The organism is aff. Roholtiella sp. LEGE 12411 (assembly GCF_015206995.1).
Taxonomy (GTDB): domain Bacteria; phylum Cyanobacteriota; class Cyanobacteriia; order Cyanobacteriales; family Nostocaceae; genus Komarekiella.
In genome coordinates this window covers 1-12,980 of the sequence record NZ_JADEXR010000166.1, presented here as the reverse complement: position 1 = coordinate 12,980, position 12,980 = coordinate 1, and the positions used below count along the sequence as shown (strand labels likewise).

General features: G+C 40.7%; 12 protein-coding genes. 8 read left to right on the top strand and 4 right to left on the bottom strand.

Annotated elements, in window-relative coordinates; translation table 11 throughout:
• The 3 genes from IQ246_RS24915 to IQ246_RS24905 form a co-directional block, all read left to right on the top strand.
• On the top strand, positions 1-209 hold a 209-nt coding region (locus IQ246_RS24915), incomplete at its 5' end, for a hypothetical protein (RefSeq protein ID WP_208492293.1).
• Between the two features lie 321 nt (positions 210-530).
• Positions 531-728, top strand: coding sequence for a hypothetical protein (locus IQ246_RS24910; protein WP_194006003.1), 198 nt, complete (start codon positions 531-533; stop codon positions 726-728).
• A gap of 81 nt (positions 729-809) precedes the next feature.
• Entirely contained in the window at positions 810-1,286 is a 477-nt protein-coding gene (locus IQ246_RS24905) for a Tic20 family protein (RefSeq protein ID WP_194006002.1), read from the top strand.
• Positions 1,287-1,289: 3 nt separating this feature from the next.
• On the opposite strand, the gene IQ246_RS24900 is transcribed toward IQ246_RS24905, so the two are convergent.
• The gene (locus IQ246_RS24900) at positions 1,290-2,063 is read right to left on the bottom strand and encodes a fumarylacetoacetate hydrolase family protein (RefSeq protein ID WP_194006001.1); all 774 of its coding nucleotides are present in this window, start codon (positions 2,061-2,063) and stop codon (positions 1,290-1,292) included.
• Between the two features lie 416 nt (positions 2,064-2,479).
• Between IQ246_RS24900 and rpsF the strand changes: the two genes are divergently transcribed.
• Both rpsF and IQ246_RS24890 read left to right on the top strand, forming a co-directional pair.
• Positions 2,480-2,809, top strand: coding sequence for a 30S ribosomal protein S6 (gene rpsF / locus IQ246_RS24895; RefSeq protein ID WP_194006000.1), 330 nt, complete (start codon positions 2,480-2,482; stop codon positions 2,807-2,809).
• Between the two features lie 255 nt (positions 2,810-3,064).
• Positions 3,065-3,625, top strand: coding sequence for an Npun_F5560 family protein (locus IQ246_RS24890; protein ID WP_194005999.1), 561 nt, complete (start codon positions 3,065-3,067; stop codon positions 3,623-3,625).
• A 924-nt stretch (positions 3,626-4,549) separates the two neighbouring features.
• Here the strand turns inward: IQ246_RS24890 and IQ246_RS24885 are convergent.
• Positions 4,550-4,903, bottom strand: a complete 354-nt coding sequence (locus IQ246_RS24885; protein ID WP_194005998.1) for an STAS domain-containing protein — start codon at positions 4,901-4,903, stop codon at positions 4,550-4,552.
• Positions 4,904-5,392: 489 nt separating this feature from the next.
• Here IQ246_RS24885 and IQ246_RS24880 point away from each other — a divergent pair, with 489 nt between their 5' ends.
• Positions 5,393-6,025: a DedA family protein gene (locus IQ246_RS24880; protein ID WP_194005997.1), complete on the top strand. Its 633-nt coding sequence runs from the start codon at positions 5,393-5,395 to the stop codon at positions 6,023-6,025.
• A gap of 61 nt (positions 6,026-6,086) precedes the next feature.
• Here IQ246_RS24880 and IQ246_RS24875 read toward each other — a convergent pair whose 3' ends face one another.
• Positions 6,087-7,289: an argininosuccinate synthase gene (locus IQ246_RS24875; protein ID WP_194006005.1), complete on the bottom strand. Its 1,203-nt coding sequence runs from the start codon at positions 7,287-7,289 to the stop codon at positions 6,087-6,089.
• 1,056 nt (positions 7,290-8,345) lie between these two features.
• On the opposite strand from IQ246_RS24875, the gene IQ246_RS24870 reads away from it, so the two are divergent.
• The gene (locus IQ246_RS24870) at positions 8,346-8,903 is read left to right on the top strand and encodes a PEP-CTERM sorting domain-containing protein (RefSeq protein ID WP_194005996.1); all 558 of its coding nucleotides are present in this window, start codon (positions 8,346-8,348) and stop codon (positions 8,901-8,903) included.
• Between the two features lie 271 nt (positions 8,904-9,174).
• Here IQ246_RS24870 and IQ246_RS24865 read toward each other — a convergent pair whose 3' ends face one another.
• Positions 9,175-11,493 (bottom strand): PhoX family phosphatase, encoded by a 2,319-nt coding sequence (locus tag IQ246_RS24865; RefSeq protein WP_194005995.1) that lies wholly within the window; start codon positions 11,491-11,493, stop codon positions 9,175-9,177.
• Between the two features lie 499 nt (positions 11,494-11,992).
• Between IQ246_RS24865 and IQ246_RS24860 the strand changes: the two genes are divergently transcribed.
• The gene (locus IQ246_RS24860; protein ID WP_194005994.1) at positions 11,993-12,958 is read left to right on the top strand and encodes a glycosyltransferase family 2 protein; all 966 of its coding nucleotides are present in this window, start codon (positions 11,993-11,995) and stop codon (positions 12,956-12,958) included.
• The last annotated feature ends 22 nt before the right edge of the window (positions 12,959-12,980 follow it).

Below are 12,980 nucleotides of genomic sequence, written 5' to 3'. Positions count from 1 at the left end.
ATGGGGCATGGGGCATGGGAAAGAAGCTACCAATGTCTTATACTTCTCTACGAGAGGCTGCGGCTTTTCCTACGGGAGGCTACGCCAACGACTACACTCAGTCAGGACAAGCTCAGTACAAGTGCCCAAAGCGGCGGGGCGACTATTCCTTTACAGACGCTTGGGGATGGAGTTTACCGTCTCTTTCCATAAAACTCACTGGAGTGTAGAAACCCCGAAGTGGGATTTATCGGGATGGAATTAATACTACTAAATATCTTCTACAAGATTTAAGTATTGTTTGTTACTCAGAAACTTAATCTCCAACACACACAACATACAATAGATTAAGGTTCGCTTAGCAATTTTTCTTACTATCCACATTTTTGCCACAAAAAGTGCATTAGGTTGCTCTTAGGTGTCCTCCGCCATCCAAAATCCACCTAGTTTACGACGCGCCCAACCAGCCTGAAGCCATTCTGAATTGCTACCAAGAGTGTCCTTCCCCAAATTAAATGTGGGTAAAAATAAGGATTCACAGGAGGGATTCGATGCTAGTCATCTTAATGGAAGATAAAATCCTTGCCCCTGAGCAGGTTTGCCAGTCTTGTTTACTCGCTGATCGGAGCGGGAAACCTCGTTGGCGTGGGGGTAAACTGCGCTGCGGTCAAGCTATTCGCAAACTTACGGAACAGCAACCAGACCAGTATCACTGTATGATGGGTTTCCGCATTGCGTATATAGAATAATCGCATTTGCCAGCAAGACTTAGCAACTGCGTTATCCTAGGCTCAAGTAACTGTTGAAATTTAACCACAGGAGAATGCATAATGTCTTGGCGCGGGTCTACAACGGTTTCAGATCGGATTTTTGCTTGTCTACCTTATCTGCTGCCCCTAATAGAGGTTTTTGTATTCGGTAGATTTTTACTAGCAGAGTTCCCTCCTCTGCAACTGCTTTTTTTGCCGCTTCTGCCATTACTAAGAATTTACTACGGCGTCCGTTACGCAGGACTGATTATTTTCTTTGCTTTATGGCTGTTGGTAGTAAGAAACGAAAAAATTAATCACTTTATTCGTTTTAACACTATGCAAGCAATCCTTTTGGATATTATTATCTTTTTGTTTAGCATCATGACTGATATTGTCGGACTAGTTCCCAGTAGTGGTTTTGCTATCCAAACCCTCTACACAACAATTTTTATCGGTGTAGTGGCAGCGGTTGTATATTCTGTTATCCAATCTCTAACCGGGCGCTACGCGGAAATTCCGGCTATCTCTGATGCAGTTTATATGCAAGTGCGCTAGTTATTAACGGGCAGCCACGACATTTTCTAGGCGACCAATACCTTCAATTTCCACGCGGACGCGATCGCCTATGAGTAATGGCCCCACGCCGAATGGCGTACCTGTTAGCACCAAATCTCCTGGTAGCAGCGTCATCACTTGACTGATATAAGACACCAGAAAATCGGGGGGAAACACCATCTGATCGATACAAGCAGATTGTACTGGATTTGGATCATCATTCAAGAAAGTCTGCAACCTGGCTCCTGGATTTAACTCTCGCACAATCCAAGGCCCCAAGGGACAGAATGTATCAAAACCTTTGGCTCGTGTCCATTGACCATCCCGTTTTTGTAAATCCCGCGCTGTCACATCATTGGCAATTGTGTAACCCCAAATTTTGGTTTGGGCTTCCTCTGGAGTACAGTCAAAAGTGCGATCGCCAATCACCAGTGCTAATTCTCCTTCGTAATCTACTCGTTGCGAATGGGGAGGACACTTAATTTCTGTCTCAGACGGAATAATGGACGTAGGTGGTTTCAGAAAAATTAATGGCTCAGAAGGCACAGAAGTTCCCATCTCTGCCGCATGGTCTGCATAATTTTTGCCGATCGCCACAATTTTTGAAGGAGCACAGGGAGCCAGAATTTGGTAATTTTCCGGTGTTAAAGTTAAATCAGTGGGTTGCCCTTGCAACCAGGGCGGAGCATCTAGCACCTGCACATTGAGGGATAGTTGTAATAACCCGTAGTAAATCTGTCCTTCTTGATTTTGAACTCGCACATAGCGCTGCGCCATAACCTTGATCAATATCCTTTTGTCTGCAATTAAAAGCTGTGAGCAGTTACAAATCCTCGGTTAGCTTTTTGAGAAATCAGTTAAGCCTACAGTCAGCGATAGAGCTTTAAGACTGAAGCTGATCGCTATAGATGCCATTGAGTAAAGGTACTTGCTGGCTAGACTACTAGTCTGATCAATTTGCTACTGATCAAAAGCTAAATTCTTACTTGCTAAAGAAATTTAAGGGTCGGCTTCCAACCTATTTCTCGTTAGAAATCCAAACTTCAGCGGTTTTGGGCAATGATTCAAATTTAAAACTGGTAAGATTATAGTTCCTTGTTGCTTCAGATGTTGATTAATGCTGGTATTGTCTATCAAAGCCAATGTATAAATTAACATCAGCAGCCACTTTGTCCATAAGGAGACTGAAAATTATGACGACTATTTACGAAACAATGTACATTCTGCGTCCTGACTTAGGAGAAGAACAGGTAGAGCAAGCAGTTACGAAATACCAAAATTTGCTTCGCGAACAAGGGGCCGAAGATATCCAAACTCAAAATCGTGGTAAGCGTCGTCTTGCTTATGAAATCAAAAAGCATCGCGACGGTATTTACATCCAGTTCAACTACATTGCACCTGCAACTGTAGTTGCACCTTTAGAACGTGCCATGCGTTTGAGTGAGGAAGTAATTCGGTACTTGACAGTTAAGCAGGAAGTTCCAGAGGCAAAACCCGCTAAAGTAGGCGCTGTAACTGAATAAGTATGACTGACTAGGGACTAGGGAACATCCAAAATTCTTTAGGGATAAGGGGTAATGGGGACTAAAAACTAAATTCTTCCCAATACCCAATCCTTAATCCAAGTCTCTAAATTACAGGTAAACAAAAAAATTTTGCCTTTTTACTTTTTCGTGACTCATCTGGGAATGCTAAATTAATAAATACTTGCCAAAGGCAGTACTACCGTAGTTATACCTAAAAGTGGACAAGATTCTGAATGGGAGCTGTAAGCCACTGTGAGTCAATCTGATACATCCAACATCCAAGTTCTCTCTACAGAAGCATCGCAACTGCGCCAAGAGTTGCAACTTCGCGATCAATTAGTACAACAGCTATCTCAAGAGCTCTTCCGGCTGGTAAAAGGTAATACTAATTTTATGCCCCAGCGGACTGAACCTGAACGCGATCTGACTCAATTACAGGCTTTGCGGGAACAACTCCAAGCTGTTGAGCAGCAAGTGGCGTTCTATCAAGAGCAAATGACATCTCGTGATGCCGAAATTTACCAATTGCGGCAATCAGTCCAAGAACTTACTGATCGTAGTCGGATGTTGGAGCAAGTAGTTCAGGAGTTGCCTCAAATTTACCGTCGTAAATTCGAGGAGCGCATGGCTCCAGTCAGAGAAAAGGTGGCAATCTTACAACGGGAAAACCGCCAACTACAGGCAGAACTGCAAAGTGTTAGTTACCGTTTAGCACTCAAAACCCGCAATGCTAGTCACAGCGGCATTGATTTGCCGAATTTTCCCCGTCCAACGTCTGAACAAAATAATATTTCCACTCCCCAGAATGCTTAAAGTTTTGTTGATGGTGCGATAGAAAGGGTAAAAAATTACTAATTGTCCCCAATTAGATGTATGGTGTTATCTCCAAGATTGGCAAGCGCTGTATACCAATAAAAAAAAAGGCGGGAATTAAAGTCCCGTCCGTGTTATGTTTAAATACCATGCTTGTAAAAGAATTGCTCTTTGGAGTCAATAGCTTGCCAAAGCTAGCATCACCAAAGAGTTATTCCTTACAAATATGTATACTACTTAGAATACACTGCATACATCGACATCATTAAGTATTTTTGTCAGTGTCGGTCTTGTTCGTACCTTTAAAGTCTACAAGCGCTCTAAACATCTGTTTTTAGGGATATTTGAGAGCTTCCAGAGAAGGTATAAAATACTGAAATTACATTCGATAGATTTATTGGGCGAAGCATATTGGCATAATCCAAGTATTTTTGTCAGACGCGGAGCAAATATTCAGGGCAATCTGAAAAGCTTTTCCCTAAAAAGGTGGAGAGTTTTACAAAAGATTGTATTTGATTTGACTTACTTGGTTTGCTTGCCACTTTATGTGCTTAAGTTGGCATTGATATCCAAAAATCAGATTAATTCGTCTGCCATTAACACTTCTTAATTGGAAAGCTATTAGTTCGTAAGCTAATGTGCGTCGAAGTTGCACATTCACTGGCTAAGACCGTCATTAATCATTTGTCATGCGTCCTTTGTAAATACTTTCGACTAATGACAAATGACGCATGACAGCCCTCATGAATGATTGTGCAATTTAAATGGGTTTTAGCTTATCAACATTCTGCTCTAAATCGAAGAGAAAATCAGACTGCTAGCACCAGACTGTTATCTCTAAAAATAGTGAGAATGTTACTCGTAAGCATTACAAAATACAAACATTGTTTGACTCCACCATCCATCTTTAGGTAACTTTATAAGCTAGTCTGCTAGCACCAGACTGTTATCTTTGACGTCAGTAAGAATGTCTTCGTAAGCGTTGAAAATTTCAAACACTGAATCTAGCTGGGTAAGTTCCAAAATTAACCGTACAGGGGCTTGTACATTACAGAGAACCAAGCGACAACCACTCTGACGTGCAGCTTTCAGTCCTTGTACCAGGGGAACTAACCCGGAACTATCCATGAAATCTACGTCCGCTAGGTCTATAACCCATAGTTGATCTGGCTGAGGGACTACTCTAACCATCTGTTCGCTCAAAGCAACGCCGCCTTGTAAGTTTATACTTCCTTGGGGCTTGAATAAAATCACCTGAAGTTCTTGTGTGAGAGTCATAAATGTAACTGGGTAGTTGAAACACTTTACAAGCAATCGAAAAGCGACATTAATACTGCTTCTTTCTCAACGGCAAGATGACTGTCTCATCCATATATATAGGGACTTACAGCAGTGCAGTTGAGGTATTTTTTCAGTATTCATGTCGTATAATTTGTCTTAACTCTCCTCAATATAGGCATAAGCGCCTATGAATTTCAGTAGCAACCGTATCTTTTACGATATTTTTATAATTTACCTGGGTATTTAGAAATTTTTTATAAAAAATATACTACTTTTTACAGGCAAGTATGTATTTGTGATAATCGATGCTAAAAAGTTAATAGTCAATACCCAAAATATAATAGTTACCATAGATTAGAAGCTATTGACGATCAACTCATAGAGTATGAAATTAATGAATCTGTGTAGCGGCTTGATTGACACCCTACCTAAAAACAAGCAAAGATATAAAGTAAAAGTAAAAATTTGTAAAGGTGGCGGTGCGGGATGTCTTTAGAGCTGATTTCACTAGAAAACATCCAAGAAGTTGCCCACAGGTATGGCTATTTAGCAATTTTTTTGGGAATTTTGTTAGAAAATTTAGGCATTCCTCTTCCTGGTGAAACTGTAACTTTAGTGGGTGGGTTTCTAGCTGGTAGCGATGAACTAAATTTCTGGCTGGTTCTCGGTGATGCAATTATGGGTGCTGTAATTGGCGGCACTTGTGGCTATTGGATTGGTAGAGTTAGCGGTTGGCCTTTCTTAGTAAAAGTTGGTAAGATATTTCGGATTTCTGAAGTACGACTGCTGAACATTAAAGAACAATTTAGTCAAAATGCTGCTAAGGCAGTATTTTTTGGGCGTTTTTTCGCATTACTGCGAGTTTTTGCGGCGCCACTAGCTGGTATAGCTGAAATGTCTTTCGGAAAATTCTTTTTATACAACTTATTAGGGGCAGTTACTTGGGCTAGTCTGATGGTGACATTAGCTTTCTTTGCTGGGAAAATTATCTCTTTAGAACAATTAGTTGGCTGGGTGAGTCAATTTGCGATCGCAGCGTTACTAATCATGGTGGCGATCATCGTTGTGCCCCTATGGTTGGAATCCCGCCAAGTCAAGGAAGTTAGTAGTAAAGAGTAAGGAGTAAGGAGTAAAGTGACAAGTAATTTCTTTTTAACTTTTAACTCCTAACTCCCAGTTGTTAACTTCTAGTTTGTTGTGACCAAATACGAGTTGGTAGACCCCAAACGTAGATAAAGCCTTCAGCAGCTTTGTGGTCAAATTGGTCTTCAGCACCGTAAGTTGCTAAATCAGGGCTATAGAGAGAATTATCGCTCCAACGCCCGACTGTCGTAGCGTTGCCCTTGAAAAACTTCACTCGCACAGTTCCCAATACTCGCTCTTGTGTCTTTTGAATAAAGGCATCTAATGCGGCTTTGAGTGGACTGTACCATAAACCGTTGTAAACGATTTGGCTGTAAGTCTCTTCAATACCACGCTTGTAATGGGTGACATCTGCTGTCAAGGTCAAGCTTTCTAAATCTCTGTGTGCTTGAATTAGCACCAACATAGCGGGTGATTCGTAGATTTCCCGTGATTTGATGCCCACCAGGCGATTTTCTATCATATCAATCCGCCCGATACCGTGATTTCCAGCCATCTGATTGAGTTGTTCAATTAGCTCAACTGGCTTTTTGGGTGTACCGTTGAGAGTTGTTGGAATACCTTTGTTAAAACCAATTTCAATGTACTCTGGCTCGTTGGGGGTATTGGCGATCGCTTTAGTCATCTCATAAATTTCTTCTGGTGGTTCAGCTGCTGGATCTTCCAACACACCAGCTTCAATGCTACGACCAAGCAAATTCTTGTCAATGCTGTAGGGGGAAGATTTTTTGACTGGTGAAGGAATGCCAAATTGTTCACCATAGGCAATTGTTTCCTCACGGCTCATCCCCCATTCTCTTGCTGGTGCAAGTATCTTCAGATTAGGGTTAAGGGCAGCAATTGAGACATCAAAGCGAACTTGATCGTTACCCTTACCAGTGCAACCGTGAGCGATCGCATCAGCACCATATTTTTGGGCTGCTTCTACTAATATCTTGGCAATCAGCGGACGAGCAAGGGCTGTTCCCAGGGGATAGCGATTTTCATAAAGGGCGTTAGCTTGAATTGCTCCAAAGGCATAATCTTCAACAAAGCTGTCTTTGACATCTATCACTAAAGATTCACTTGCACCCGATTTCAAAGCTTTTTCTCGGACTGGCTCTAATTCATCTCCCTGACCTAAATCTGCTGCTAGCGTAATTACCTCTTCTACACCCCACTCTTGCTTCAGGTAAGGGATGCAAACTGATGTATCCACTCCCCCAGAATATGCCAGGACAACCTTTTTGGCGCGACCCATTGATTTCTCCAACTCAGAAAACAAAGAATGAGTCATTATTATATCTAACTAATCCATGTATATTTTCTGCATGAATAAACCTGTTTGTAAATTAGCTTCAAACTGACATAGCATGATCCCTTTGGATTTATTTTTCAATGTTTTTAATCCTAAATTCTTAGGATTTGTCAGATTTTGAACACAGCGATCGCTTTTATTTATATAAGCTTTTTTATACGGCTTTGAAAATATCAATTTTCACAAGGCTGAATCATCGCCGTCCTAGGCATTAGTTTTAAATGCTATAAATTGGTTGCAGGGTAGATAATTCCACCCTGTTTTAAGTAGATGCAAATTAACTGCCTAAAACTTTATTCTTGATAACTTAGTTCAAGTTTTTGTGCTGGATGGTCTGGAAGATGCTATTTAATTAAATCTTCAAGACCTAAGCTCGACTTTATCCATTTTTACGAAACCCAAAACCTGACGCTAAAACCATTGTGGAAAGGTAGTTTTAGTTTTTGGACTTGAGCGCAAATCAGTGATATGGAAAAAGTATTTGCCAAAAAGCCAGGGATTTTGCCGAATGAAGAAAGCCGAGTTCTTAATTTTGGATAAAGTCGAGCTAAGAGGATGTTTGAAAAGTATTAGGCGAATAGAATTCGCTACTACACAAACGAACGCGAACAGCGTCTCGTAGAGAAGTCCACGGAGGTGGACTAATGAAAATCAAGTTTAACCCACAGAGGTGGGTTTTGATTGTGTAGCCGCGACTTCCAGTCGCCCGGTGAGTAATAAATTAGACTTTTCAAACAACCTCTAAGCTTGCGATTTGTATGCTAGCTTGATCCACAATCTCGAACATGGACATAACATTGCGTGCAGGAAAAGATTACTAGAAAAGGTAAGGAAGTGAGCACAGGATAATTTCACACAAACTTTATATATGATTGATAATTTTAAATATTTAATGAAAATCACGTTTTGTTTGAGATATCTTAACCTGCATACACTGGTTCAAAGTTTATTTAAGTGGAATTACAGAATTTTCATTTTTTAGCTTTGGAGTATTTTCTGATGAAATTAGCCAAAAATTTTAGCATTGCCAGTGTTGCAGTTGTCATCTCTGTCGCTGCTGTTGGTTTAGCACCAACACAAGCTGCTGTAGTTAATTACAATTTCACTGTGAATGCTACATCTGGCAACAACGCAGGTGAATATTATGGTTCTTTTCAATATGATGACTCGTCCCTAACCGGGACGGGTGAGGAAACCTTAAAGGTTAACAATGGATTATCCGTTTTGTTTAACTATTTAGGTACTCAATATACAGAGGCAAGTGATATTGATTATGAAGCCGGCTTATCTCCTTTAGTAGGTTTTAAAGACGGCAAACTTTTGGGGCTAAGCTATTTGGTTGAAGATCAGTTTTTCATAGGGAATAATCCAGAGAATTCAGATATGGGAGGCAAAAAGTTTTACACTATTATTAGTGCTGCCTTCCCATCTACAACAGAAGTGGGTACAGTAAGTTACTCTAAAGTTCCAGAACCTCTAACTCTTGGTGGTACAGCGATCGCTGGTGCTATGGGATTATGGATCAAACGCAAGAAAAAATTATCCCAAGTAAACTAAAAGCAATTCTCGTTTAAGAGAAACCCGAATTCAATCACTCCCCGCCTTACCAGTGGGGTTTTTATTTGGATTTTTAGATAGTAAGCGATCGCAAACTACATTGATGATATTGCAAAACTTTTTGAAAGCAAAAGACCCTAGAATTTAGAGCCAAATAAAATTCTAGGGTTTTACTCTTTGAATCAACTACTTGATATAGATATCTCTATTGTTTTTTCATCTTTAGATGTAAAGATGTTGGAGGACAACATATCTAAATGCATGGCGCTAACTAAATAAAGCTGCCAGTAGAATTCTTACGGTGGATGCCAATTACAGATGGTAAGGGAACACCTTTTGGTTTACCCTTGATGTTGCTGGGCCAACTACTACCACGAGGTACAGTGCGAGTCTGATTGAATGTTGTACCATTCAAATTGAGTATTTCAATGTCGCGACTTAGTATTGTGCCATCATTGATCGGACAATCTTCACCAGGATGCTGTACTGAAATAATCAGTGTATCTCCGACAAAAGTCGGCCCAGTCATTTCACAACGTACAGGCCCATAGGCGAATGGAACTACATATCCTGCATTGGCACCACTGGTAGGGATAAAGAATAGCCAGTTGTTACCGAATACTCCTGTAAACTTAGAAACATCACCTTGAATTGTGTGATCGATTGTGGTTGGCTTACCTTCAGCACCAATATCAAAACCGTTGTGAGTGCTAGTGGACATATCCGTCACACCCCAAACATTGCCCTTCAGATCGAACACCTGGTTATCTACATTAGCAAAGCCAGCACCCGAAACTGATCCGGCTTCCCCGCCTTGGGCAAATCTATCCCAGTGAAAGGTGAAACCGCTGCCATCGGCACTATCTTCAATAATTTTGTATAATCCTCCTGATTGCTGTGTAGCATTGACAGCAGTATTTGTCTTGGCAACCTGGAAAATTCGCGAATCTGGATAACCGTCGCTTCCTGGCGCACCATCGGTATAACAGATGAACACTTCTTTGGTTAAAGGATGCACTTCTAGATCTTCTGGACGTGCTGTAGGTGTTCCTCCAGCCAAGTTTGCTGCTAAAAAAGCATCACTGAGAATAGCACCTTGATTGGGGTAAAAAGCAGATAATTTCTTATTTTGATAATCAGGTAATGTAGTGGCTTCTGTGATGCGATCGCATTTAAATGTACCACCATCTTCAGTTTGACCTGCAATGCCACTACGTTTCGGTAGTGGTAAGAATTTCACTTTTTCGTCCAAGACGTTACCTTCTTGAGAAGAAAGAACCGATGGCAAAATTGGATTAGTAGGAGTATCTAAGTTTAACGGTATCCACTGACCCGTTTTGTCTGGATTATAACGAGCGACATACAAAGTACCGTCTTCCCACAAGCTACTGTTGGCTTTACTAGTTGGCGAGGAAATAGTACCTTTACTGATAAATTTCCAAGTATGTCCTCCACGTCTGTCATCACCCATGTAAGCAACTAGTTGTTTGCCTACTTCGGTGCGGATAGCGACGTTTTCATGACGGAAACGACCTAACCAAGTGTGCTTGCGAGGGCGGAAATTTGGATTTACAAGGTCAACTTCTACTATCCAGCCATATTTTTCTCCAACTAGACCGAAAGTTTTACCTATAGTGCTATCGCCGTAACCTGTCTGGGTACCATCAGGCTTAACTGCTTCTGTGACACTACCTTGGAAGTTTTCTTCAGCAGATAAGATAGTTCCCCAAGGAGTCGTACCACCAGAACAGTTGTAAGCAGTACCAATAATTTTTTTACCCAGTCCATCCGAACTCAGATTAAATACTTCAGTTGCAGCTGGGCCAGTTGCAATTAAATAGTTTTGGTCGCCTTTCTGGTGGCTACGACTTCCCCAAGAAGTGATAGATTGGTAGCCATCAGTCCGTTGGCTATTAATTCCCAAGCCAGAAAGACCATGAATACGGCGATTTCTAGCATCGCCACTAACTACAGCAAAGCGCTTATTGGCGTTACGGCGAGAAACGCGGACTATAGATCCACCTTGGTTATATAAGAATTCTCCTTCAACTTCAATATTTTTGGTGGAAGGTAAAGCCCAACCAATTACCTTTTTAAAGGTGTCAGGTAATCCTTTTAGATCGGAGTCATCGGCCACTAATAAAGTAGAAAACGGAAAACTAACGTATTCGTGATTAACCCACAAATAGCCTAAGTCATTTGTTCTACCAAGAGGAACAAAACCTGTGTAATCGCAGTTGTAACCGAAATAATCATCGCTATTGGGAAACACGCGATCGCCCCAACTTATAATTACATAACGTTCGTACTCCGGCGGCACTACCACATCATCAATTACGTTGTAGCTCCTTAAACTGGGATTTGCAGATGCATTAAGTACTTGTCCCTGACCAATTCCTGTTGGTAAGAAATTATTTTGTTGTTTATAAATAGGTAAAGGATGAGGTAAGCGCACTGGTGTAAAACTTAGTGACTTATTTTTTGCTTGTGTAACACTAGAAACTCCATCTATAATGGTTTCTCCCAACACAGCAGCACCCGCACTGCCTGCAAAAAATATTAGCAGTTGTCTCCGACTTAATTTAGACATAAAACTTCCTTTGTTGTAGCAAAAAACATTTAGTCAAGACAAAATCTACAGAGCGACAGAAAAAGCTGTCAGTATTTACTTAATTGAAATTCCATACAGTTTGAATAGCAAATAACTTGTTCTGAAAGAGAGATGATAGGTAATTCATGCCGTTTTTTACAGGAATTACTCAATTAACACTAAAATTTAAGTAACTAAAATTAAATTTAGGTTATATACTGATTAACTCAAATTTATTAAAAATGCTTTTTCGGTAAAAGATACAAGAATGAGTAATAATACTATTTATAGCTAGATATATGAACCTATAATTTCTGCTAAATTCTTATGAACTTGCGGGCATCTAAAAAAGCATCTTTTTAGGTCTTAATTAATTATTCAAGTATTTCCTCATATCAATATCCCTCCCTTTCTAGTAGATTTTGGTTATGGAACTGAATTGCCATAACCAAAGTTAGGCAAGGAACTGCGTCAGTGTCGCAGTTGTCCTATCCTGGAGATGGGTAAAAGTGTTGTGGGTGAGACTGTGTTTTTCAGCGTTGTGATACCGACTTACAATCGCCAGCCGATATTAGAAAAGTGCCTCCGCGCTTTAGAGGTGCAGGAGTTGAGTGCCGCAAGTTCGATTACTAGTTACGAAATTGTCTTGGTAGATGATGGTTCTACTGATGGCACATTAGAGTGGTTGGGAGCACATAAAGAAGAATTTCCCCATGTGCGATGGTTTCAGCAAGACCACGCTGGTCCAGCTGCGGCTAGGAATTTAGGAGTAAAACAGGCGCTGGGAGACACAATTGTATTTATTGATAGTGATTTAGTAGTACTGTCGAATTTCCTGCAAGCTCATGCAGATGAACTAGTGCAGGGAAAGGAGAAGTTCAGAAGCGATCGCTTTTTCACTTATGGTGCAGTTATTAATACTTGCAATTTCGACAACCCAACTGCTGAACCCTATAAAATAACAGATTTTTCCGCCGCTTTTTTTGCTACAGGGAATGTAGCAATTCCTAAACATTGGCTAGAAAAAGCTGGACTTTTTGATACCAAATTTAACCTTTATGGTTGGGAAGATTTAGAATTAGGTGTAAGGCTTAAAGAACTAGGTTTGATATTAATAAAATGTCCAGCAGCCGTTGGCTATCACTGGCATCCACCATTTAACTTAGAGCAAATTCCCCGTTTGATTGATCAAGAAATTCAGCGCGGGCGTATGGGAGTTTTATTTTATCAAAAGCATCCTACTTGGGAAGTACGGATGATGATTCAAATGACTTGGCTGCATCGTTTACTATGGGGCATTCTTTCACTTAATGGCACACTTAATGAGCGGACTATGGCTCCATTTTTGCGATGGCTAATTAATTTAGGTAAACCCCAGTTAGCTTTAGAAATTGCCAGAATTTTCCTCAATTGGTACAACGTCAAAGGTGTCTATGAAGCTTATGAACAAGGGAATGGGGAATAGGGCATGGGGCATGGGGCATGGG

Excerpts from the sequence above, each read along its gene's own strand:
- IQ246_RS24910 (WP_194006003.1), top strand. The coding sequence starts at position 531 with ATGCTAGTCATCTTAATGGAAGATAAAATCCTTGCCCCTGAGCAGGTT.
- IQ246_RS24905 (WP_194006002.1), top strand. The coding sequence starts at position 810 with ATGTCTTGGCGCGGGTCTACAACGGTTTCAGATCGGATTTTTGCTTGT.
- IQ246_RS24900 (WP_194006001.1), bottom strand. The coding sequence starts at position 2,063 with ATGGCGCAGCGCTATGTGCGAGTTCAAAATCAAGAAGGACAGATTTAC.
- rpsF (WP_194006000.1), top strand. The coding sequence starts at position 2,480 with ATGACGACTATTTACGAAACAATGTACATTCTGCGTCCTGACTTAGGA.
- IQ246_RS24885 (WP_194005998.1), bottom strand. The coding sequence starts at position 4,903 with ATGACTCTCACACAAGAACTTCAGGTGATTTTATTCAAGCCCCAAGGA.
- IQ246_RS24880 (WP_194005997.1), top strand. The coding sequence starts at position 5,393 with ATGTCTTTAGAGCTGATTTCACTAGAAAACATCCAAGAAGTTGCCCAC.
- IQ246_RS24875 (WP_194006005.1), bottom strand. The coding sequence starts at position 7,289 with ATGGGTCGCGCCAAAAAGGTTGTCCTGGCATATTCTGGGGGAGTGGAT.
- IQ246_RS24870 (WP_194005996.1), top strand. The coding sequence starts at position 8,346 with ATGAAATTAGCCAAAAATTTTAGCATTGCCAGTGTTGCAGTTGTCATC.
- IQ246_RS24865 (WP_194005995.1), bottom strand. The coding sequence starts at position 11,493 with ATGTCTAAATTAAGTCGGAGACAACTGCTAATATTTTTTGCAGGCAGT.
- IQ246_RS24860 (WP_194005994.1), top strand. The coding sequence starts at position 11,993 with ATGGGTAAAAGTGTTGTGGGTGAGACTGTGTTTTTCAGCGTTGTGATA.